Annotated in this window: 23 protein-coding genes, 1 tRNA gene and 2 pseudogenes; 14 read left to right on the forward strand and 12 right to left on the reverse strand. The window is 37.2% G+C overall.

Going from position 1 to position 23,543, the window contains the following annotated elements; genetic code table 11:
* Window positions 1-47: 47 nt before the first annotated feature.
* From Q5W13_RS06415 to Q5W13_RS06445, 7 genes are all read right to left on the reverse strand, one after another.
* The gene (locus Q5W13_RS06415) at window positions 48-641 is read right to left on the reverse strand and encodes a Crp/Fnr family transcriptional regulator (protein ID WP_438364177.1); all 594 of its coding nucleotides are present in this window, start codon (window positions 639-641) and stop codon (window positions 48-50) included.
* A gap of 77 nt (window positions 642-718) precedes the next feature.
* The gene (locus Q5W13_RS06420) at window positions 719-1,870 is read right to left on the reverse strand and encodes a PAS domain-containing sensor histidine kinase (RefSeq protein ID WP_155597966.1); all 1,152 of its coding nucleotides are present in this window, start codon (window positions 1,868-1,870) and stop codon (window positions 719-721) included.
* A 284-nt stretch (window positions 1,871-2,154) separates the two neighbouring features.
* Window positions 2,155-2,538: a DUF3037 domain-containing protein gene (locus tag Q5W13_RS06425; RefSeq protein ID WP_155597965.1), complete on the reverse strand. Its 384-nt coding sequence runs from the start codon at window positions 2,536-2,538 to the stop codon at window positions 2,155-2,157.
* Window positions 2,528-3,307, reverse strand: coding sequence for a HipA family kinase (locus Q5W13_RS06430; RefSeq protein WP_304445760.1), 780 nt, complete (start codon window positions 3,305-3,307; stop codon window positions 2,528-2,530). Before Q5W13_RS06430 ends, Q5W13_RS06425 begins: the two co-directional genes overlap by 11 nt.
* Window positions 3,308-3,432: 125 nt before the next feature.
* A complete protein-coding gene (locus Q5W13_RS06435; protein ID WP_304445761.1) occupies window positions 3,433-4,404 on the reverse strand; it encodes an alpha/beta fold hydrolase in 972 nt (323 codons plus the stop codon).
* 52 nt (window positions 4,405-4,456) lie between these two features.
* Entirely contained in the window at window positions 4,457-5,020 is a 564-nt protein-coding gene (locus Q5W13_RS06440) for a TetR/AcrR family transcriptional regulator (protein WP_304445762.1), read from the reverse strand.
* 181 nt (window positions 5,021-5,201) lie between these two features.
* A tRNA-Leu gene (locus Q5W13_RS06445) sits at window positions 5,202-5,282 on the reverse strand.
* Between the two features lie 147 nt (window positions 5,283-5,429).
* Here Q5W13_RS06445 and Q5W13_RS06450 point away from each other — a divergent pair.
* From Q5W13_RS06450 to pth, 3 genes are all read left to right on the forward strand, one after another.
* A complete protein-coding gene (locus Q5W13_RS06450; protein ID WP_155597962.1) occupies window positions 5,430-6,371 on the forward strand; it encodes a ribose-phosphate pyrophosphokinase in 942 nt (313 codons plus the stop codon).
* Between the two features lie 51 nt (window positions 6,372-6,422).
* Window positions 6,423-7,061, forward strand: a complete 639-nt coding sequence (locus Q5W13_RS06455; protein ID WP_155597961.1) for a 50S ribosomal protein L25/general stress protein Ctc — start codon at window positions 6,423-6,425, stop codon at window positions 7,059-7,061.
* A gap of 134 nt (window positions 7,062-7,195) precedes the next feature.
* On the forward strand, window positions 7,196-7,825 hold the full coding sequence (pth, locus tag Q5W13_RS06460; RefSeq protein WP_304445763.1) for an aminoacyl-tRNA hydrolase: 630 nt from the start codon (window positions 7,196-7,198) through the stop codon (window positions 7,823-7,825).
* On the opposite strand, the gene Q5W13_RS06465 is transcribed toward pth, so the two are convergent.
* The 3 genes from Q5W13_RS06465 to Q5W13_RS06475 all read right to left on the reverse strand — a co-directional run bounded on the left by Q5W13_RS06465 (window position 7,812) and on the right by Q5W13_RS06475 (window position 12,296).
* Window positions 7,812-8,402: a hypothetical protein gene (locus Q5W13_RS06465; RefSeq protein ID WP_304445764.1), complete on the reverse strand. Its 591-nt coding sequence runs from the start codon at window positions 8,400-8,402 to the stop codon at window positions 7,812-7,814. The two genes, pth and Q5W13_RS06465, sit on opposite strands and share 14 nt — an antisense overlap.
* A gap of 85 nt (window positions 8,403-8,487) precedes the next feature.
* Window positions 8,488-10,404, reverse strand: a complete 1,917-nt coding sequence (locus Q5W13_RS06470; RefSeq protein WP_304445765.1) for a proprotein convertase P-domain-containing protein — start codon at window positions 10,402-10,404, stop codon at window positions 8,488-8,490.
* A complete protein-coding gene (locus Q5W13_RS06475) occupies window positions 10,368-12,296 on the reverse strand; it encodes a reprolysin-like metallopeptidase (RefSeq protein ID WP_304445766.1) in 1,929 nt (642 codons plus the stop codon). Before Q5W13_RS06475 ends, Q5W13_RS06470 begins: the two co-directional genes overlap by 37 nt.
* Window positions 12,297-12,349: 53 nt before the next feature.
* Between Q5W13_RS06475 and Q5W13_RS06480 the strand changes: the two genes are divergently transcribed.
* Window positions 12,350-13,276, forward strand: coding sequence for a bifunctional riboflavin kinase/FAD synthetase (locus Q5W13_RS06480; RefSeq protein WP_304445767.1), 927 nt, complete (start codon window positions 12,350-12,352; stop codon window positions 13,274-13,276).
* Entirely contained in the window at window positions 13,277-14,608 is a 1,332-nt protein-coding gene (locus Q5W13_RS06485) for an HTTM domain-containing protein (protein ID WP_304445768.1), read from the forward strand.
* Here Q5W13_RS06485 and Q5W13_RS06490 read toward each other — a convergent pair.
* Window positions 14,605-14,985, reverse strand: coding sequence for a VOC family protein (locus tag Q5W13_RS06490; protein ID WP_304445769.1), 381 nt, complete (start codon window positions 14,983-14,985; stop codon window positions 14,605-14,607). The genes Q5W13_RS06485 and Q5W13_RS06490 overlap by 4 nt on opposite strands.
* Before the next feature lie 79 nt (window positions 14,986-15,064).
* Here Q5W13_RS06490 and serS point away from each other — a divergent pair, with 79 nt between their 5' ends.
* Window positions 15,065-16,336 carry a serine--tRNA ligase gene (serS, locus tag Q5W13_RS06495; RefSeq protein WP_304445770.1) on the forward strand — a complete coding sequence of 424 codons (1,272 nt, stop codon included), beginning with the start codon at window positions 15,065-15,067 and terminating at the stop codon, window positions 16,334-16,336.
* Between the two features lie 59 nt (window positions 16,337-16,395).
* Here the strand turns inward: serS and Q5W13_RS06500 are convergent, their stop codons facing one another.
* A complete protein-coding gene (locus Q5W13_RS06500; protein ID WP_155597954.1) occupies window positions 16,396-16,707 on the reverse strand; it encodes a hypothetical protein in 312 nt (103 codons plus the stop codon).
* Window positions 16,708-16,911: 204 nt separating this feature from the next.
* Between Q5W13_RS06500 and Q5W13_RS06505 the strand changes: the two genes are divergently transcribed.
* From Q5W13_RS06505 to Q5W13_RS06540, 8 genes and pseudogenes are all read left to right on the forward strand, one after another.
* Window positions 16,912-18,696, forward strand: coding sequence for a tetratricopeptide repeat protein (locus Q5W13_RS06505; RefSeq protein WP_304445771.1), 1,785 nt, complete (start codon window positions 16,912-16,914; stop codon window positions 18,694-18,696).
* 26 nt (window positions 18,697-18,722) lie between these two features.
* Window positions 18,723-19,034, forward strand: a complete 312-nt coding sequence (locus Q5W13_RS06510) for a DUF4286 family protein (RefSeq protein ID WP_304445772.1) — start codon at window positions 18,723-18,725, stop codon at window positions 19,032-19,034.
* Between the two features lie 5 nt (window positions 19,035-19,039).
* A complete protein-coding gene (locus tag Q5W13_RS06515; RefSeq protein ID WP_304445773.1) occupies window positions 19,040-19,342 on the forward strand; it encodes a gamma-glutamylcyclotransferase family protein in 303 nt (100 codons plus the stop codon).
* 5 nt (window positions 19,343-19,347) lie between these two features.
* Window positions 19,348-20,213: pseudogene (gene rsmA, locus Q5W13_RS06520) on the forward strand (16S rRNA (adenine(1518)-N(6)/adenine(1519)-N(6))-dimethyltransferase RsmA).
* 148 nt (window positions 20,214-20,361) lie between these two features.
* Window positions 20,362-21,713: pseudogene (gene mgtE, locus Q5W13_RS06525) on the forward strand (magnesium transporter).
* 35 nt (window positions 21,714-21,748) lie between these two features.
* Entirely contained in the window at window positions 21,749-22,114 is a 366-nt protein-coding gene (locus tag Q5W13_RS06530; RefSeq protein ID WP_155597949.1) for a cupin domain-containing protein, read from the forward strand.
* A 9-nt stretch (window positions 22,115-22,123) separates the two neighbouring features.
* Window positions 22,124-23,086, forward strand: a complete 963-nt coding sequence (locus Q5W13_RS06535) for a 2-hydroxyacid dehydrogenase (RefSeq protein WP_304445774.1) — start codon at window positions 22,124-22,126, stop codon at window positions 23,084-23,086.
* Between the two features lie 84 nt (window positions 23,087-23,170).
* Window positions 23,171-23,542, forward strand: a complete 372-nt coding sequence (locus Q5W13_RS06540) for a VOC family protein (protein ID WP_304445775.1) — start codon at window positions 23,171-23,173, stop codon at window positions 23,540-23,542.
* Window position 23,543: the final 1 nt, after the last annotated feature.

Below are 23,543 nucleotides of genomic sequence, written 5' to 3' on the forward strand. Positions count from 1 at the left end.
AAATATATTGTGATGATCCAACCTGTGCATTGATGTATGATAAGAACCTATTTCTTGAAATTTTTCTGTGCAAGAACTTTCCTGACCCTACTCAAACTCTCAGGAGTAATACCCAAATAAGATGCTACCATAGTTTGTGGCACACGCAAAAGAATATCTGGGTACATCTCTACAAACTGTAAATACCTTTTTTCTGCCGATGCACTAAGTAATGCATTGACCCTTTTCTGTAAATGTCTAATATGATTATGAAGCAGCCGAGTATTAAAATCCGTAAACGAGGGTACTTTCTTGGACAGCAGTTGAATAAAATTTTCATCCATTAAAACCACCTCACTGTCTTCCAAAGCTTGTATATAATATACCGAAGGTTCATTGAAATAGCTGCTTTCACGGTCTGTTACAAACCAGTTTTCCGGAGCAAAAGCAATTACGTGCTCTTTTCCTTTAGTATCTATTGAATATTGCCTGAGCAAACCTTTCTCTACAAAAAAAGTATGCTTACAACGTTCGTCTTTACGTAACAGAAATGCGTCTTTTTTGACCGTTTTAGTCGTGCAATTATCCAGTATTGCAACAACTTCGTTCTCATTAACATTAAGATTTGTTGTCAAAAAACTTTTTAAGGTAGTACTGTTCATCCTGTTTATTTACTTCTAATCTTTAAAGCTAAAGGAATATAAACAGATTATGGCTATGTGGTTTTTCAAATTAAATTTTACGCCAAGCTAAGATTAGCTTTTCGGGGATTTCCCAGAGGGATAGTAAACTTAAAATCACTACCCTTATCCAAAGTACTTTCTGCCCAAATGTCTCCTCCTAGTTTCTCTACAAACTCTTTGCAGAGCACCAACCCAAAACCAGAACCCTTTTCACTTGCTGTACCAACACGGGCCATATTGGTGTTTACGCAAAATAATTTGTCGCAGATATCCGGACTCATACCCACACCGTTATCGGAAACAGTTACTTCTAAATGGGTTTCATTCTGCGTTGTTAAAACATTAATACTTCCTCCCGGTTTAGTAAACTTGATGGAATTTGAGACAAGATTACGGATTATCGTTTTAATTATTTTTTGATCAGAACGTACTTGAATAGTATCGCTTTCTACATAGTTCAGCTCTATGTTTTTAGTGCTCGCAATTGCTTTTGACAGTTCTAACGTCTGGCTCACTACCTTGTTAATATCCACAATTTCCGACTTAAAATCTAGTTGCCCTGTTTGAGATTTTGACCAGTTTAGAAGATTGTCTAATAAAGTAAGAGTGTTTTGGGTTGTTCTATTAATCAACTCTAAATACTCCTCAGATTGCCCAACATCATTTCTTTTAATAGAATCGCTTAACAAATCTGACAACAAAGTGACATTATTAAACGGACTTCTTAAGTCATGAGCTATTATAGACAGTAATCTATCTTTAGTAGCAAGCACTTGTTTTAATTGAGTCTCACTTTGCTGTAAAGCTGCTTCGGATTTTTTCTTATCCGTAATATCACGTACCACGCAAATAAGAAACTTATTTCCGTTTTCATCAATAAAGCGTGATTTTCGAGTCGATAAAATTCGTGTTTCGCCTCCCCTTACTGTCATCTCTTCCTCATTGATGTTTTCAACACCATCTGCTAAGACTTGCCAATCAATCCTAAGAAAAGACTCCCGTTCTTCTGGTGTAACCTCTTCAGCGAGGGTTTTACCTATCATCTCTTCACGAGGAAGCCCCATCATTTTACAAAAAGCATCGTTAACCAATACCATTTTGCTTTCTGCATCTTTTACAAACACAGAATCACCCATGTTATTAAGAACAATTTGGGTGTAAAAATTATCTTTATCTAAATGATTATTCGGGCTAGTTTGTAGGCTCATTTTAGGGTTTATGGGTATAAAAATCAGAAACGGAACAAGGCCATTATACACTACTTCAAAAACAGCTCTAAGGCTATATTATTTATTTCTATGGGGGAATAGAAATCTACAAATCAATATATAGCACTCCATAAAGTTAGTCTTTATTTTGGATAAAAGATGTAAAGGCTTACATTTTTAAACTATAGAGCCCTTAAATTTTAACAATACAATTTACTAAATTAGAAGTAAAGGACTACTTATTTTTTTGGTGTTTAAGAAGAAAAATTAAAAAACGACCTGCTCTAAAGCACATGTTTTTCAAAAAGGATATCCAATTCTTTCTGAGGGTCAAAACAAAGACCTGGATGCGGTTTTGAGCTTTGTATGATAGTGCTTCTAGATGCTGTAAGCCATCTAAATCTTGACGGTAAATCTAGTTTTCCAATAGCTCCTCCTTTGGTTTCACCCTCACAAACCAGTTCCCAAGCTTTTAAATAAGCTTCAATAGCTTCTGCATCTATTTCAGATGCAAATGCCTTAATACGTGTACGGTCTATTGTGAATTTCATACCCAGAAATTTTTTCCTTTTAGAAAATACGATAGCTCCTACGTTTATAAACTCTTCGCGCTCAACCTTTGGTACAAGCCTAATTATGGCAAATTCATAAGTAACTCTATCTTGCATCCTGCGCCTCTTTAACCAATACCTCTAATTTTTTCAACCGGGTATTCAAAAATTTATCATAGGCTGCACGCATCTCCTCTGGCGATAACGGGTCAGATTCACTTAAGAGCCAATCTTCAGGTATTTTAGATACGATTTCTGCAATGGTATTTTTATCTATTTGAGCTCTAATTTCTTCTGCAGCCTTAGGCAACTCAGTAGCACGTTCCAAAAGGACATGGTCTTTAATAGCCGGAAAAGTTCTTTCTAAATGAGTTTGCCAAGTTTCCCAATTATGATGAAAATAAAAACTAGACCCATGATCAATTAGCCAAAGTTCTTTATGCCAATTAAGTAGATTGGTATTCTTTGCTGTGCGGTCTATATTACTAATCATACTATCTAAAAGAACCACTTTTGAAGCTGATAAAGGGTCTGCGATAGAAACCAACGGATCATAAATAATAGATTCTGACAGAAAATGCAACCCAAGGTTAAGACCAACACTAAATTTCAGTAAATCTTGAATTTCTTCGTCAGGTTCCGTCTTACTAAAGCTATCGTCTAAATTCATAAAAACGATTTCGGGCACATTAAGACCTATTGCACGGGCAAGCTCTGCGCCCATAAGTTCTGCAATCAAAGCTTTTTTACCTTGCCCTGCCCCTCTAAACTTTATAACGTACAAAAATTCATCATCTGCCTTTACAAGACCCGGAAGCGAACCTCCTTCGCGCAAAGGTTTGATATACTGAACCACGTCTACCGTTCGAATTTCAATTGCATTCATGATTGCTAAGATAGTGAAAGTTGTATTTTACTATCAAGTGCTATTCTAGATAAATTTATCTGGTAATCATACAAAAAGCAAGAGCCTCTTTTCAGAGGCTCTTGCAATTCAAATTGAATGTTTAATTATTGGCCAACCTTCCTCATAAAACTTCGCATTTTAGGAATGATTATATCCGCATCTTCTTCTAAGGCAAAATGGCCGGTATCATAAATATTATAGTCAATATTTTTTACGTCTTTCTTAAAGGCCACCGCACCGCTCTCAGGAAAGAAGGCATCGTTTTTCCCCCAAACAATTAGTAAAGGCGGTTGATTGTCCCTTAAATATTGTTGCCATTTGGGATACAGTTTTACATTATTCTGATAGTCATAAAATAAATCTAATTGAACCGCATGGGCATTAGGTCGTGACATTCTTAAATAATCCAGATGCCAAGTATCAGGATTAATGCTTTCTGGATTTCTTGTACCATGCATATATTGCCATTTAAGTCCTTCTAATGAAAAAGAATGCAGTAAAGCTTCCTCACTCTTTTTGTTTCTATTTGCCCAAAACGCCTTAGTATCTTTCCATGCAGCTCCCAATCCTTCTTCGTAAGTATTACCATTTTGATTAATAATGGCGGTAATCCTTTCTGGGTGGGCCGTAGCTATTCTAAAGCCTATAGGAGCCCCATAATCCTGAATCATTAACGCATAAGACGTAATTTTCTTCTTCTCTAGAAAAGCATCTATTGTTGCCGCAAGGTTATCAAAAGTATACTCAAAGGCACTGGAATCCGGAAAATCACTATTACCAAATCCCGGATAATCTGGTGCTATTAAATGAAATTCATCCGATAATTGATTTAAAACCTTTCTATATTGATGTGAAGAAGTTGGAAAACCATGAAGCAAAACTATTGTCTGATTTTCAGGATTACCAGCTTCCCTGTATGCTATGTTTACTCCGCTAACTTCAAGAGTCCGATATTTAATAGTGGTCATATTATCTTTGTTTTTAAAATTTTTATTTGATATTTCTATATCCGGTGATGTTACTCCGGACATCAATAGGGGCACAATAGCCAAAGCGTAAAGAATTAAATTTTTCATAGTTCAAAGTTGTTTGTTACCGAATGTTCGGTAAAATAAATTACTAAATTTTTTATTTGTTTAAATATCTTAGCTCAATATCCTTTAATGTTTGTTCAAATATGTTCAAATCATTCAACCCTTTAGTGACCACAAGACTACCTTGAATTTCCAATAAAGTTTGTATAGCATATTGCTGAGCCAGTGTATCCGACAATCCAAAAGCCAGACCTAAACTTTTGAAAGCCTTTACCCATTCTTTCATTCCACTCTCAATTTGTTCACCGAACAATTCCAAACCAGAGCCTAATGAAAACGCCCTCAGAATACATGCGTCTTTCCCTCCTGTATATATAGACTTAATGTTATCCAATCCGTTAGCTAATCTTTGAACAGCAGAAACACTTTCGTCCCGCAAAGCACTAAAAACCTTTTCTTCTGCCCTTTCACCAAGGTGATTCATAACAGCCACTGCCATACCTTGCTTCCCATCTGGAAAACGATGATACAGACTAGCCTTCTTTAAACCTGTTTTTTCTGCCAAATCAGAAAGACTTGCGCCATCATAACCCTTAGACCTAAAAACGTCAACTAGGTTTGCTACAATATCTTTATCCAATACTTTCTGTGGTCTCATAAGACAAATCTAAACTATTATTTTTAATTACCAAACGTTCGGTAAAATTTAATTATTCTATTAACTACAGCTATATCCTATTTTAATGCATCCTTGTAAGCACCCTTCACTATTGTATTCCGAGATTTTTGGGCATAAAAAAAGCTGAGAATACATCTCAGCTTTTTTATTTTTAACTCTGTACTCGAGGCGGGAATCGAACCCGCACTCCAAAGGAACTGGATTTTGAATCCAGCGCGTCTACCAGTTCCGCCACTCGAGCATTAATTTCGACTGCAAAAGTAAATTTTTTTTTGTTCCAAACACAAAAAATAACAACATTTATCCTTTAGCAACACAAATAAATTTCTAAATTTGCACCTCGCTAACAAAACGACTTGTCAATAAACTAATTAACAATACGTTACCCATGGCTTACCAAGTTCCCGAACCTAAAATTTTCGCCTGTACCCAGAGTACTGAGTTGGCAAAAAAGATTGCCAAGTTTTACGGCGCCGAATTAGGCAATGTACTCTTCTCTAGATACAGTGATGGTGAATTCCAACCATCGTTTGAAGAATCGGTACGTGGAGCTCGTATTTTCATCATAGGTTCTACGAACCCAAGTTCTGAACATTTAATGGAAATGTTGTTAATGCTAGATGCAGCCAAACGCGCATCTGCAAGACACATAACAGCCGTGATGCCTTATTTTGGCTGGGCTAGACAAGATAGAAAAGATAAACCTAGAGTACCAATTGCAGCAAAGCTAATTGCAAAAATGCTTGAGGCCGCTGGTGCAACTAGAATCATTACAATGGATTTGCATGCAGATCAGATTCAAGGTTTTTTCGAAAAACCTGTAGATCATTTGTTCGCATCTACCATGTTTTTGCCTTATCTAAAGAAATTAAATTTAGATAATCTTACCATTGCATCACCTGATATGGGTGGTTCTAAAAGAGCCTATGCCTATTCAAAAGCATTAGGATGTGATGTCGTTATCTGCTACAAGCAGCGGGCAAAAGCAAACATAATATCGCACATGGAGCTAATTGGCGATGTAAAGGGTAAAAATGTGGTCTTAGTAGATGACATGGTAGATACCGCTGGAACGTTGACAAAAGCTGCCGATTTAATGATGGAGAGAGGCGCATTGAGCGTAAGGGCTATTACAACACACGCCCTTTTATCCGGTGATGCTTACGAGAAAATAGAAAAATCGCAATTGTCGGAACTGATCGTTACAGATTCTATTCCTTCCAAGAGAGATTCAAACAAAGTAAAGGTATTGAGCTGTGCAGAGCTTTTTGCAGACGTAATGCACAGAGTACACCATAACACTTCTATTGCGTCAAAATTTTTAATGTAGCCGTTTAAATAAGCTACACCAGTTAAGAGTATTAATTTTTTAAATCATATAATGAAGTCAATTAAAATTAAAGGATCAGAAAGAGAAAGCGTGGGCAAAAAGGCAACTAAAGCCCTACGTAATGCTGGACAGGTTCCTTGCGTTGTATACGGAGGGGAGAAACCATTACACTTTTCAGCAGAAGAGTTAGCGTTCAGAGATTTAGTTTACACCCCAGCCGCACACACCGTAGAGGTTGACTTAGGTCATGGTAAAGTAAGAGCAATTATGCAAGACATTCAGTTTCACCCAGTGACTGATAAAATTTTGCATATCGATTTTTACCAACTTTTTGATGACAAAGAGGTTACAATGAACATTCCAGTTCGTTTAGTAGGTAATGCTCCTGGTGTTAGAGCCGGTGGTCGTTTACTTTTCAGAAAGAGAAAACTTGCCATTAAAGCACTTCCAGACAATTTGCCAGATTATTTTGATGTTGATATATCAAAACTAAAAATTGGTGACAACATTACTGTTGAATCTTTATTGAAAGATGAATTCACAATCTTACACCCTGACACAACCGTTGTTGTTCAAGTTAAAACTCAGCGTACAGCAGTGGCCGTTGATGAAGACGATGAAGGCGAAGGAGAAGAAGGAGCTGAAGGTGCAGAAGCAGCAGTTGCGGAAGGCGAAGGAAGCCAAGAATAAATTTCAGTTGAAGTTTTATAAAAAGCGCCCTAAATTAGGGCGCTTTTGTATTTTTACAACTTTAAATTGAGGCTTGCATTTACTTTAAAACATAATCGTGCACAAGAACACAAACATTCTAAAAACGACGCATTATGTTACAATTTCTAAAATCAATTTTCAACAAGAGCAAAAGTGTTCTAGAAGAAACAGATAATATGAAAAAATACCTAATAATTGGTCTAGGAAACATAGGTAGTGAGTATTCAGAGACTCGCCATAATATTGGATTCAAAGTTTTGGATGCCCTAGCGAAAGCATTAGATTTTTCTTTTGAGACTGTGAAATTAGGTGATGTAGGTACATTTAAAATAAAAGGCCGAAGTATACTTTGTCTAAAACCGTCTACCTACATGAACCTTAGTGGCAAGGCATTAAAGTATTGGATGGATAAAGAGAATATTCCTTTAGAAAACGTTCTAGTAATTACAGACGACATTAATTTGGAATTTGGATCACTACGTTTAAAAACAAAAGGAAGCAATGGAGGCCATAATGGTCTTAAAGACATTCAGAACGTTCTACAGACCACAAATTACAACCGACTTAGATTTGGCGTAGGAGCTGACTTTGGTAAAGGGAGACAGGTTGAATATGTATTGGGCGAATGGAGTGAAACAGAAAAAGATGCGCTAAAAGAGCGTTTCGAAAAAACCACTGAACTGGTTCAATCTTTTGTTCTTGCGGGTGTTGTACGAACCATGAATCAATTTAACGGGTCTTAAATTCCGAAACTGTACTAGTAGAAACATTTCCTTCCTCATCTGTAGTTACTACTTTCCAAAAGTAAACTGCATCATCAGCTACTTCCACTATTAACTCGCTTACTCCTGCGTCTGTGGTTTTCAATAATGTTGTAGGCGGATTTTCATTAGAAAGATATATCCCATAACTTTCTATATCATTATCTAAATCCTTACCAACCCACTTTAAACTTATTTCGTTATTTACGTCTCTAAAAGCCGTAGAACCCTGTACCGGGAAAGTTAATTCTGCTGGAAAAGGCACATGAGTAATTTCGGATCCCGGATTATAGAACAACCAAGAATCGCTACTAACAGAGGCTGTTGTTTCTGAATTTTCAGATACTACTACCCATGAAAATGGCGTGCCTTTAGCTAATGACAAAGTTTCTACCGTACTAGACGTATTTCTATACTGGACCGTTCCCGTATTTAAATTGGTAACCTGTAACTCATAAACTTCGGTATGGTCTGCAGCATTCCAATTAAACCGAACAATGCTACTATTATCTCCATCACTTTGAACCGGCGTACATTCGGAATTTTTAGCAGGAGCCACCAAACTTACTTTTAAGGCGTATTTGACGAGTCTTTTTTACAACCCGAAAAGAGCACCAAACCCAATACAATAATAGTTAGTATTCTCATCGTTTTATCACTTTAACCGTTCCCTCAATGGTTTCTCCTTTAACTTTCACAATATAAATACCAGATTGTAATGACGTAAAATCTAAATCTATTCCTCCGTTTCTAGGTGTTCCTTCTTCAGTTTTTACCAAAGCTCCACCTATACTAAAGATATCTATTTTCACTTTTCCGGTAGATGCCCCTAATACAAGTCTTGTATTAGAATCAAATGGATTTGGAAAAACTATTGGATCACTACCTACAAAGAAACTATCTTCATGAATACCTTGGCATGAAAGTCCGGTAGACACACGTAGCGTATTACCTCCCGATTGAAGGTCTAACGTTATCTCTGACTTATCTGTAAGTACGGTTTTCCCATTTAGTTCTATTGTATAGGCATCTGCGCCCTCCATAGAAAGAACAATTTGTTTTCCATCTGGAGAAATAGACGAAGTAACGCCCAATGGATCAGGCTGAGATACGATTACTTGCGCACAGAATTCTTCATAATCAGCATCGGCGCCAGAAGCATTTACACACAAAGTATATACTCCCGAGGTTAAACTTGAAAGAGAGAAAACATTCGTAAATGTATTGGTAACATTAGTATTATTCCCAGATATAGAGATTGAATAATCCAAAGGCAACAAAGTACTTATAGTTATGACACCATCATCATTGTTCCTACAAGATTCACTCTGTACGGTAATCTCAAAATTATCAGGAGCAAAGCGGTACACTTCACAACCGGATGAATCTACCTCGGCACCCTCAGGGGTGTTAAGACATTGGTCATCACCATCATCAAAAACACCATCATTATCAACATCTGGTCTAAATTCACCTTCTACACAAATATCCAATGAGAACCCGTTTATAATACCACCATCCCTAGCTGCATTATCAATAACTGTTAAAGTCCATTCACCCAGTACAGACTCTCCATTAAACGAGCTAAGTGAACCAAGTGGCTTTACAGTTCCATTTATTGCTGTGGTAGCTGTGGCACCACACGTAAAATTGGCGGCATCATCGTCAAAAGTTGCATCAATATTCTTAAGGTTTCCACATGAACTGGAAATTAACGGAACAACCGTGTTATTAGGGGATGTAAGAGTAATTACCAAATCTTCTAGATACTCATGATCAATATTTAATTTCACATTAATATCGTCTACCTTCAAATCTTCAAAGAAGGTTATTTTTGAAATTACCGTGACTCTTTCTATTGCACTAATTTCCAAAGGAAGATCTCGCGCACGCTTATTAGTACAATCTACTTGGATTGTAGAAAACTTCCGGACAACACTAAATTCGCCTTCTCCACATACATTCAACGGTTTCACGCGCCAGTAATAATCAGACTGGTTACCCAGTTCAGTAGGCACATAACTATTTGTAGTAACCGTAGCTAATTCTACCAAGTTGGCAAATGCATCATCAGTAGCAATATGTACTTCATACGAAGTATAAGAAACATCGTCTTCCCACTGTAAGAGCTCTGTTGTCGCGGCATCAATTAAATTATCCGCCGGCGCTATCAACTCAACCGCTGGGAAATCGGTATCATATATTTTTATATCTATGGCAATCTCCTTTGACACGCTTGCCGAAACGGCCATAACCGTTAATGAATAAGCACCTTCTAGAACATTTTCTGTATTCTCCAACAACATATCTACCCTCGTTCCATCCACAGACACGGTATCTGGTGTAAAAGTAACTCCCAAATTTTCTGGTGCATCTGTCACGGTAAAAACAACCTCTTCATCAAAACCTAAATAGGTTTCGTACATAAAAGGAATAATAAGGTCATCAAAGTGACATGCTTCAAATTCTAGCTCTGAAAAATTCATTACAAATTGTGAAGCTTCAATACTAAAATCTGTTGAATTTACCGCATAATAGATATTATCCGATGCCTTAACCATAATGCGCGCTCTCTCGGCAGAAACGCCTCAACCACAACTTTATGAGACCCATCATTCACTACTCCCATAGCTAAAGGAACTGTAAACGTAACCCCTCCATCAATGGAAAGCATAATATCTACACTTTTAGTTGCAATAGGTAATATATCCGTACCTGCAACATCCCAATCTACTTGCAACACTTCTCCGGCAACATAAGTTTCAGCAGCTGCTTGTGAAGTAACCTGAAAAGGACCTGCACTATTTACAACAGCAATATTCATTAGTTCCGACACTACTTGCCCTCCTCCTGGTGCATTGTCCCGCACGGAAAAAGCAAAATTCATTTCTCTTTCAACATCTGATACCGTTTCCCATGCAGAACCTCTGGTAGGATAGGTCTGAGTTAAATTACCTTTAACCACTTGCGAAAGCATTGGGAAATATCTAATTGGAGCTAAGCTTGGTAGTCTAGACCTGAAATTTGCTCCACTAGCATTATTAGGACCAAAAGAGGCCTGAGTAACGACACCATTATCTATCTGCTCCCAAGTGTAGGTTAAAACATCTCCCACATCAGGGTCCGTAGCAGAACCATCCAATACAAAGGCAGTAGATTTTGGAATGACATAGTCTTCTAAATCAGTAACAACCGGTGGATTATTAGCAATACTTATTACCTCTCCACAAGTCTTTGTCTCTAAATTTTCTATAATTTGTTTTATACTGATATAGTGAAAATAATCATCTCCCCTAGCAGCCACATCATTTACATCTGTAATACCCGCGTAACCCATAATAGTAGACCCGCTACCGGGTTCTACCTGAACTAAAGTGCCCTCGAATTCGTGAGACCAAGTATGATTTGCACCTAACTGATGCCCCATCTCATGTGCCACAAAATCTAAATCGAACTTATCTCCTTTTGGAACTTTACTGGAAGAATAAGCGCTCCCCTTTCTATTGGTTACACAAATAGCACCTATAAAACCCGCGTTACCGCCATTCTCTCCTTCATGAAAAACATGGCCAATATCATAATTGGCTTCTCCTATTTCGCTTGTCATTGCTGCTTGAGCCTGCTCGCCCAACGTACTTAAACTTACTGTACTTGTAGATGAACCTGAAGACTTATATGGATCTGTAGCCGCATTGGTATAAATAATTTTGTCGGTACCGGCCACTAGTTCCAACCGAACAGCTAAATCAGTTTCAAAAACTTCATTTACCCTAGTTATTGTAGCATTGATTCCCGCTAACGCATCCGCTACGGTACCACCATGATAAGCAGTATATTCAGCAGTTGCAGAAACAGCTAACCTATATTTTCTAAGCACGCGGCCATCTGAAGGTTTTGCGGTTAAATTAGCTCCCGCAGATAATACCTTCTCTTGGGTGCTACAAATAAAATCAAGCTCATCTGCAGTTTTAGCGCTTCTGGAGTACACGATATACTTATCGTTATCTACCTTTTCTATAAAACTACTTTCATTTTTTTCAGCAGACACAATCATGGCCTGCACATCTTTCTGAGAAATACTGAACCTTATACGATTTTGTTTATTATTTACAGCTTGACCAGAGAAAGATTTTATTTCAGGGTATTTTTTTGAAAGAGCCTCAGACAAAACAGGAGTTTCTTTCACGCTATATGCGACCATTTTTCCACTTGAATTTGGAAAATAGACGATTTTTGAAGTACTTTTAGAAGTAGAAGAGGATTTTAAATCTTCCTTAAAAAGTTTTTCCTGTAAGGCAAAAACTTTTCCGTCTTGTGTGTTCAATTCCTGCGAAACTCTCTTGTAGGAAGATTTATTCATCGAAGAACTTTCCCAGTATTCACTCTGTGCCGAGGCGTAAAAGGAAAGAAATGCTATGGTAATTGAAAAAACAAGACGTAATTTTGTAACCATCAAGGGGGTTTAGAAACAAAATCAAATATAAGTCTTTTTATTATTTTTAACAGGTGGTAACAGTCCAAAGCATTTCCAAATACGACAAACAGCATCCGACTGCCATTACCATAGGCACTTTTGATGGTGTTCACATAGGTCATCGTAAAATATTGGAGCATTTAATTAATAATGCTACTTCTCTAAATCTCAAATCTACCGTATTGACCTTTTTTCCACATCCGCGTATGGTTTTACAAAAAGATGCGGACATAAAAATGCTCAATACCATTGAAGAAAAGACAAAAATTCTAGAAGGTTTAGGATTAGACCAATTAATCATTCACCCTTTTACGCAAGAATTTTCTCGACTTTCAGCCACTGAATTCGTTAGGGACAACTTAGTGAACCAGTTGCATACAAAAAAAATAATCATTGGCTATGACCATCGTTTTGGTAGAAACCGGAATGCCAACATTACAGACCTAAGGACCTTTGGCAGCACATTCAATTTTGAAGTCGAAGAAATATCTGCTCAAGAAATAAACGAAGTATCAGTCAGTTCCACCAAAATCCGTAAAGCACTTCAAGAAGGTGATATTACCACAGCAAATGCTTACCTCGGTTACAATTACATGCTTACAGGCACTATTCAAAAAGGAAAAGGTCTAGGCAGACAAATTGGCTTTCCTACAGCAAACTTACATATTGCGGAGTCCTATAAGTTGATACCTAAAAACGGTGTTTACGTTGTTGAAAGTGAGTTGTCAGGAAAAACTGTTTACGGCATGATGAATATTGGCTATAACCCTACCGTTGCCGGAAAAGAAAAAACCATTGAAATCAACTTTTTTGATTTTGACCAAGACCTTTATGGTCAAGAACTACAGATAGACATCCTGCACCGCATACGCGACGAGCATAAATTTGACTCTGTAGAGGCATTAAAAAAACAGTTAGAAAAAGACAAGCAAACCTCGCTCGCTCTAATCTCCGAATAAATGCTAAATCGTTTTCTCTTTTCGAAAATCGATAATTCACAACTGATTATTTTCCGTATTTTTTTTGGCATCCTTGTTTCCCTAGAATGCTATGGCGCCATTTTGACCGGATGGGTCAGAAGAACACTCGTTGAACCCAAGTTTACTTTCAATTTCATTGGTTTTGATTGGCTGCAACCATTACCAGGTTTTGGTATGTATTATTATTTCTTTGTAATGGGTACGCTAGGTTTACTTATAGCTCTTGGGTACAAATACCGCTTTGCTATAATTTCATTCACTTTAATGTGGACAGGTGTGTACCTAATGCAAAAAACATCATACAACAATCACTACTACCTTCTAGTACTTATTTCACTTATCATGTGCTTTTTACCCGCACAAAGAAGCCACTCTTTAGATGTTAAGAGCAATCCAAGTTTAAAAAGCGACAATATGTTCGCTTATGTAAAATGGATTATAATTTTTCAGCTTCTTATTGTTTATACCTACGCATCCATTGCAAAGCTCTATGGAGATTGGTTTGACTTAGGTATTATTCGTATTCTCATGCTCAGCAAAGCTGGTTACCCTATTATTGGAGATCTTTTACAAGAGCCATTTATTCATAAAATTATAAGTATATCCGGTATCCTGTTTGACCTATTGATTGTACCTGCCCTACTCTGGAAACCCACTCGGAAAATTGCTTTTTTTGCATCGATATTCTTTCACCTGTTCAACTCCATTGTTTTTCAAATTGGGATATTTCCTTATTTATCATTGGCATTCACCGTATTCTTTTTTGAACCCGAAACTATCCGTAATATCTTTTTCAAAAAGAAGAAGCCCTTCGTTTTACAAAAGGTGGAACTTCCATCATACAAAAATCTTTTTTACGTTTTAGGAGGCATCTATTTTCTAATACAACTTAGTTTACCCATTAGGCATCATTTTATTAAAGATGATGTTTTATGGACGGAAGAAGGCCACAGACTTAGTTGGCGTATGATGTTACGTAGCCGTACCGGAAAGCTAAAATTTCAGGTAGTGAATACAGAAAATGGGGAAACTACTACAATTAAAACCGAAGACTACCTTTCTGGAAAACAACGAAGGAGAATAGCAGGTTACCCAGATTTTATTTGGCAATTTGCACAAAGGTTAAAAAAGGAATATGCTGAAAAAGGTGAACATATAGAAGTATATGCCCTAAACTCTAAAGTGAGTATAAATGGTAAACCATATCGCCCATTTATAAACCCTAAAGTAGATTTAGCCAGTGCAAAATGGAATTATTTTTGGCACAATGAATGGATTTTTCCTTCTCCTACCGAAGAAAAAAATCCTTAGAATTTTATTGGTCGTTCGCAAAGTTGCAGTGGCATTCCCCATGGGTCGCGAAGCATTACTAAATGTGTGCCTCCTTCTCGTTTCACCTCTTCCACAAAAGTAGCCCCTTTAGCCATAAGTCTTTGTTTATCGGCCTCAGCATCATCAGAAACAAAAGCAACGTGAAAAGTTGAAGGCTGGCGTTCTTTAAAATTATTTAAAGGCTCTTCCTCTTTTTGGTATAACTCCATTATTACCCTACCCGTAGAATCTGCCAAAAAAGTCATGAAAGGCGCCTTTTCTTTGGCAACTACTACTTTTAGACCCAAATGAGTAACAAACCAGTCCACTCTATTCTTTATATCCGTAACGTTCAGTGCAAAATGTTCAAAAACCATAAAATAATAAGATTATAACGGCGGTAAATGTATTGGTTTTTAATCATTAGTTTAAATTTGCAGACTAAATTTAAGAGTAATGTTACAGCTACAGGTCGTTCGAGACAAAAAAGACGACATCATAAACGCACTAAAAAAGCGAAATATAGATGCCGCACCCTTAATTAATGAAGTATTGGAATTGGATGAAAAAAGGCGTTCAACCCAAACTTCCTTGGACGAAATCTTAGCAGAAAGCAATAAGCTTTCCAAAGAAATAGGAATGCTCTATAAAAGTGGAAAAGCTCAAGAAGCCAATGTACTTAAAGAGAAAACCGGAGCCTTAAAAGAAGATTCCAAAAAACTGGGTGAAGAGCTCAACACTATTTCGGAAGACCTTCAAAAAATCCTTTACCAGATACCTAACGTACCGCACGAATCGGTACCTGCAGGTAACACTGATGAGGATAATGAGGAGATATTTAAAGAAGGTGAAATCCCTACTTTAATTACAGACGCCCTTCCCCACTGGGAGTTGGCAAAAAAATATGATATCATAGATTTTGAATTAGGCGTAAAAATTGCCGGTGCCGGTTTTCCTGTTTACAAAGGAAAAGGCGCGCGTTTGCAACGTGCCCTAATTTCTTATTTTTTAGATAAAAATACAGAAGCCGGTTATACGGAAATGCAAGTTCCGCATTTAGTAAACGAAGCATCTGGTTTTGGAACAGGACAATTGCCTGATAAAGAAGGGCAAATGTACCACGTAGGCGAAGACGATTTATATCTTATTCCTACGGCAGAAGTACCTGTAACCAATATTTTTCGTGACGTAATAGTTGCCGAAAGTGATTTCCCAATTCGCTACACCGCCTACACACCTTGTTTTAGAAGGGAAGCTGGTAGCTATGGAGCACATGTACGTGGCTTAAACCGCTTGCACCAGTTTGATAAAGTTGAAATAGTACGTGTGGAAAACCCTGCTAATTCATACAAAGCTTTAGACGGGATGGTAGAACACGTAAAAAACATACTTAGAGAGCTAAAATTGCCTTACCGTATTCTTAGGCTTTGTGGAGGCGACTTAGGTTTTACCGCAGCAATTACTTTTGATTTTGAAGTGTTTTCTACGGCACAAGACCGTTGGTTGGAAATAAGTTCTGTATCAAATTTTGAAACATACCAAGCCAACAGATTAAAACTCCGCTACAAAGATGAAAACGGAAAAAGTCAATTGGCACACACGCTAAACGGAAGCTCTTTGGCTTTACCGCGAGTTTTAGCAGGAATTTTGGAGAATTACCAAACTGCCGATGGTATTCAGATACCTGAGGTATTGGTACCCTATTGTGGATTTGACCGCATAGATTAAACACAAGCTTAATAAAATAAAATCGGCCAGCTACACATGTATTCTGGCCGATTTACAATTTACATCTCTCCTTCACCTACTTCTTCTCCTGAAGCATATACCACATAGCTTTTATTGGTAGTATTGAATGTTACGCGAATTGGTTTTTCATTTCTAACCAAATCTAAATAATCACTATACCTATCTATAGGCTGATTACCCACTCCTGTTTTTATACCTTCATTATAAGTGTTCTCAGCAAGGGTTCCATCCCTAAAAATCAGATATAACCTATATCCATCTGCACAATACAAATTAATTCTACCTGAATTGTCTCCATTCGGATAAAGAAACGCCGCATAGCGCTCACAGTTTTTTATAAACGTTGCCATCTTTATATATATTTAAATTAAACAATTAAAAATCTGATTATAAATGTATTACACGTAAATCAAGACTAAATATGATATTGTACGAACGGTTTACAATTCTGTATAAAATGAAACAAATGTGTTCTGAAGTCCATTTATCCCCAAATTATAGTCCCCTTAACAGATTCTTTTCCGGGGCTGACGTAAATTTGTTAAATTTCAAGTATGAAGGTTCTCCTTAATATCGCCATTCTTCTAATTACATTTTCCACTGTGGCCCAGGACGACTTCTTGGCAAAACAGTACTTCAACGACGGCGATTTTGAAAAAGCCGTAGTTTACTATGAAAAATTAGTTGAAAAAAATCCACGTAGAACAGATTATACAGAAGCCCTCACAGCTACTTATCAGCAATTGGAACGTTATACGGATGCAGAAAACTTACTGTTAGAAAAAATCAAGGACACCAATGTTTATCCTACGCTTCTCATAGAAATGGGATATAATTACAGGTTACAAAATCAACTAGAAAAAGCACAAGAATATTATCAAAAAGCGATTTCTAAAATTGAAAAAAATCCTAATTACGGATATGGTATTGGCTCTCGTTTTCAGAACTATGCCTTATTAGACGAAGCTTTAACAGCTTACACTAAAGCAATGGAACTGAATCCTCAACTGGATTTTAATTACCAAATGGCTCGTATTTATGGAGAGCAAGGTGATATTGAGAAGATGTATGTTTCGTATTTGACTCTTATTAGCGAAGGCAAAACATCAAAATCTAAAGTACTCAGGAATATTGATGAGTTCATTACTGCCGATCCTGAGAACGAAAACAACATCAAACTAAAAAAAATACTATTACAGAATGCACAAAAGAATCCCGAAATTCTTTGGAACGAACTTTTAAGTTGGCTCTTTGTACAACAGAAGCAATACGGCAGTGCTTTTAGACAAGAAAAAGCTATCTACAAGCGTGTGGACGGAGCCAATACACAACGGCTGAACACACTTGGGAATTTAGCTTTTGTTGAAAAAGAGACAGAAACTGCTCAAGATATTTATCAGTACATAGCAGACAATAGTGGCGATGCCGTGACCAAACTAAATGCTCAACTGAACTTAATAGATATTCAGCTTTTGGAACCTACGGAAAAAGACTTGGAGGAGGTACAAAAGCAATTTGAAGAGCTCATTGATATTCATGGATTCAAGTCACAAACATTGCAACTGCAAGTGGCCTATTCCAATTTTTTAACGTTTAAAAAAGAAAATCCTGAAAAAGCCATTCAAATTTTAAAGCAAAGCTTAGAGCTTCCGTTGAATGAACGCGGCAAAGCTTTTGTAAAATTGGCATTAGGAGACATTTTAGTCTATGACAAACGGTTTAATGAAGCACTCATCTATTTCTCCCAAATACAGCAAAACCTAAAAAATGATGTCTTAGGGCAAAATGCACGGTATAAAGTAGCGCAGACCAGTTTTTACAAAGGCGATTTTGATTGGGCGCTCACCCAATTAAAAGTTTTACGCAGCTCCACCTCCCAGCTTATTGCCAATGACGCCATGCAATTAAGTTTGTTGATATCAGACAATTCATTAGAAGATTCTACCCAGACTGCACTAAAAAAGTATGCGAGAGCAGACCTTCTTGCCTATCAAAATAAAACAAAAGAGGCCATAACGGAACTTGATGATATTCTTCAAAATCATAAAGGCGAAAAAATAGAAGACGAGGCACTCTTAAAACAAGGTCAGCTTTTAGAACTCTCCAATGATTACGAAGCTGCAGAATACAACTATCAAAAAATAACCGAGTTTTATGCCAATGGAATATTGGCCGATGATGCTCATTTTGCACTTGCCGAGCTCTATAGAAACAAATTAAACCAGCCCGAAAAAGCCAAGTCTCACTACGAGAAAATAATTTATAATTATCAAGACAGTTATTATTTTCCTCAGGCCCGAAAGAATTTTAGGATTTTACGAGGTGATGCCTTGAATTAATTAGATTGAACCATAAAACAACTTACATGTACATATACAACGTAACAACAAATATTGAAGAATCAGCTCATGATGAATGGCTGGTATGGATGCGTGAAGTTCATATTCCAGACGTACTTGCAACTGGAAAATTTTTGAATGCCAAAATGAGCAAAATCTTAGTAGAAGAAGATATGGGCGGCGTAAGTTATTCAGTGCAATTCACAACATTAAGCAAAGAGGTCTTGGAAAGCTATTATACGGAAGACGCACAAAGATTACGGGAAGATGCCCACAAACGGTTCCCGAATAAATTTGTATCCTTCAGAACAGAAATGGAAATTGTAAGCGAGCATTAAACAAGATGCACTATCTTTTTACGTACGGCACCCTTCAAGACCTTTCTATCCAAAAACAAGTTTTTGGACGCACGTTGGCTGGAATTCAAGATGTTCTATATGGATATCGTATTTCCCTAGAAAAAATAATGGGTAAATACCTCGTTATTGAAAAAGCCACTAATAAAGAAAGTAAAATTGAAGGCATTGTCTTCGAACTGCAAGATAGTGAGTTATTAAAAGTAGATTTGTACGAAGGTGAAGCTTACAAGAAAATAAAAGTCGTTTTAAAATCAGGCAAAAGCGCTTGGGTTTATATAAGGGCTTAAAAGAAATATATGGTCAAGAAAAAAAGAAAAGCTACGATAATAAATTTGCAAGACCTTGGAAAGAAAATAGTCCTGTAAAAGCAAAAAAGCATCTAGGACAGCACTTTTTAAAAGATGAGGAAATTGCTGAAAAAATTGCAAATACCCTTTCTTTAGATGGTTACAGAAATGTTGTAGAAATAGGCCTGGTACCGGTGTGCTTACAAAACACCTGCTTAAACAAGACATGAAACTCGTAGCTATGGATCTTGATACGGACTCCATAGTTTACCTAAACAACAATTTCCCGTTAGAACACGCAGAAGTAATGTCGGGCAAAAGTACCCTTCAAGTAATAGAAGGAGATTTTTTAAAATATGACATCTCCACTCTTTTTGGTGATGAGCAATTTGCTATAACTGGGAACTTCCCATACAATATATCTACCCAAATTGTTTTCAAAATGTTGGAAATAAAGGAACAGGTACCCGAGTTTTCAGGTATGTTCCAAATGGAGGTAGCCAAACGTATCTGTGAAGGAGAAGGAAATAAAACGTACGGTATTTTATCAGTATTAGTTCAAGCCTATTATGACGCAGAATACTTATTTACTGTGTCTCCCGAAGTTTTTGACCCGCCACCAAAAGTACAATCTGGCGTACTACGCTTGGTTCGTAAAAAAGAGTTTACCCTAGACTGCGATGAAAAATTATTCTTTAGAGTAGTAAAAGCTGCTTTCAACCAACGTAGAAAGACCATCCGCAACAGCTTAAAAACATTTGATCTTTCACCGGAACTTAGAGAAGAAATTATTTTTAACAAACGTCCAGAACAACTTAGCGTAGCTGATTTTATTGAATTGACTAAAAAAATAGCATCAGATTTAGACTAGATATTTCTGCAAAAATCGCCTTTACCATCCAGTAAAGTAGATTTTATAGATAAAGCATGCTAAGAAATCGTAAAGAGCACAAAGCTTTAAGCGTTTTTCTTTAGCTTTGCCGCAGTTTCGTCATAACCGTTTTATATGATAGCATAAAATGACCCCGTTTAAACTCACAGATGAACTTCTAGCTGAAATAGAGCAGCTTATTGAATCCCGAGGAGATACCAATTTGGTAAACCTTATGGATGATATTCATTACGCTGATATTGCCGATATCATTGATGAGCTAAACATAGATGAAGCCACCTACCTTATTAAACTTCTTGAAAGCGACAAAACTTCTGACGTTCTTACGGAACTTGATGAAGATGTGCGTGAATCTATTTTAAACAATCTTTCGGCCAAAGAGATTGCGGAAGAACTAGATGAGCTAGATACGGATGATGCTGCAGATATTATTGGCGAACTTCCTAATGAAATTATCCAAGAGGTTATTTCTGAGCTTGAAGATCGTGATCACGCCAAACATATTGTAGACCTTTTAAGGTATGATGAGAATTCTGCCGGTGGTCTTATGGCAAAAGAATTAGTAAAGGTTAGAGAAAACTGGGATGTACTTAAATGCGTAAAAGAAATGCGCTCCAGGCAGAAAATGTTACTAGAGTACACTCCATTTACGTAGTAGACGATAACGATAAATTAAAAGGCCGTCTATCTCTAAAAGATTTATTGACAACCTCTACGCGCACCCATATTAGCGAAGTTTACATACCAAAGGTTGATTACGTAAACGTAAACGAAAAACCTGAGGAAGTTGCTAAAATCATGTCAAAGTATGATTTAGAGGCTATTCCTGTTGTTGATGAAATTGGCCGTTTGGTTGGCCGTATTACTATTGATGATATTGTAGATGTTATTCGTGAGGAAGCGGAGAAAGATTATCAAATGGCAGCTGGTATCTCACAAGATGTGGAAGCCGATGATAGCATCTGGGACCTTACCCGAGCACGCCTTCCATGGCTATTTTTAGGCCTAGTAGGTGGTATTGGAGCAGCGGGTATTATGGGCGGTTTTGAAGAAATGATAAAGCAACACGCCGTATTGTTCTTCTTTACCCCATTAATTGCGGCTATGGCAGGTAACGTAGGCGTACAATCTAGCGCCATTGTTGTGCAAGGTCTCGCTAACGACGATTTAAAAGGAAGTGTTACCAACCGTTTAATGAAAGAATTACTGTTAGCACTTCTTAACGGTACCATCTTGGCTACTATCCTATTACTTTTTACTTGGCTCTGGAAAGGTGACTTTCTTACATCTTTATCTATTTGCTTGTCTTTAATCGCAGTTATTTTAGTCGCTGGTTTCATAGGAACCTTTATTCCCTTATTTCTACATAAACGCGGTATTGATCCTGCAATAGCAACCGGACCGTTTATTACAACCAGCAATGACATATTCGGTATTCTTATTTATTTCTCTATCGCCAAAATGGTATTGGGCATCTAAAAATTAATATCTTTCAGCTCATAAATTTTGAACTGATGAAAGCTATCAATCTAGCACAGAAGCACGCTCTTTTTAGTAAACAATGGCATCCACATCAGATTGCAGTTGTTGATGACATGCAGGTTCTTCTAGCTAAAATTGAGGGCGAATTTATATGGCATGCACACGAAAATGAAGACGAGCTTTTTCAAGTACTAAAAGGCGTGCTGTATATGAAATTTCGAGACCGTACAGAAGTTGTTAATGAAGGTGAAATTATTGTTGTTCCAAAGGGAGTTGAGCACTGCCCTTCAACAAAAGAAGGAGAAGAAGTCCTTGTTTTACTTTTCGAAAAACTGAATACAGCTCATACCGGAAATATAGAACATGAGATCACACAGAACAATTACCCGAAAATCTAAATTTATATTATGAAAATTTTACATGTGGATGTTAACCATCCCCTACTAATAGAACAGTTTAATGAATTAGGTTTTCAGAACGATGAAGACTATGTTTCTTCAAAAGCAGAAATTGAAGCTAAAATTCATGAATACGACGGACTTATCATCCGCAGCCGTTTTAGCATTGATAGTGAATTTTTAAATAAGGCTTCTAAACTCAAATTTATAGGAAGACTAGGTGCTGGATTAGAAAATATTGATGTTCTTCATGCCGAAGCCAATGATATTTTCTTGGCGGCCGCTCCCGAAGGAAATAGAAACGCCGTTGGAGAACATACTCTGGGCATGTTACTCTCACTTTTTAATAAACTACAAAAAGCCGATAGAGAAGTTCGCACGGGGAAATGGGACCGCGAAGGTAACCGTGGCATTGAATTAGATGGGAAAACCGTTGGCATTGTTGGTTATGGCAATATGGGTAAAGCCTTTGCCAAAAAACTCCGTGGTTTTGATGTAGAAGTTATCTGTTATGACATTCAAGGTGGTGTAGGCGATGAAAATGCACGCCAAGTAGGCATTATGGAACTGCACCAACGTACGGATGTTCTAAGCCTACACATACCCCAAACTGAACTTACTATTGGCATGGTAAACGCTGAGTTTATAGAGAAATTTCATAATCCGTTTTGGTTATTGAATACCGCAAGAGGCAAGGCAGTTATCACTGAAGATCTAGTATCAGGACTAAAATCCGGTAAAGTTTTAGGGGCCGGTCTGGATGTACTTGAATATGAAAAAGCCTCTTTTGAAAATATGTTTGGCACCAGTGCTAGCGGTACTCCAGACTTAAGTAAAATGCCCGAAGCTTTTCAATACCTTATTCAATCAGAAAACGTTTTACTTACACCACATGTAGCTGGATGGACTATAGAAAGTCTTGAAAAACTGGCTCAAACCGTAGTAGATAAGGTAAAGGCAAAATTTTGCTAACTTAGAAGACCATAGTCCAAATTGCATATATCTCCCCCATCGGATTATGAGGCGTATAGTTTATTCATCTAAAATCAAAAAACGATGCAATTAGGAAACTTTTCAGTAAGCCTGAATGTCAAGAACATTCAGGCTTCCAAACAATTTTACGAAACTATTGGTTTCTCTATTTTTGGAGGAGATATTTCTCAAAACTGGTTGATTATGAAAAATGGCAATGCTACTGTTGGTCTTTTTCAAGGAATGTTCGATCAAAATATCTTAACTTTTAATCCAGGTTGGAATTCAAATGCTGAAGCTCTCCATTCGTTTATGGATATTAGGGAAGTACAAAAACAACTCAAGAATAAAGGTATTGAGCTAGACCTAGAAGCAGATGAAAAATCTAGTGGACCTGCAAATATTATGTTGAAAGACCCAGACGGCAACTCTATTCTGATAGACCAACACGTTTAGC

The organism is Zobellia laminariae (assembly GCF_030553095.1).
In the GTDB taxonomy this organism is placed as follows: domain Bacteria; phylum Bacteroidota; class Bacteroidia; order Flavobacteriales; family Flavobacteriaceae; genus Zobellia; species Zobellia laminariae.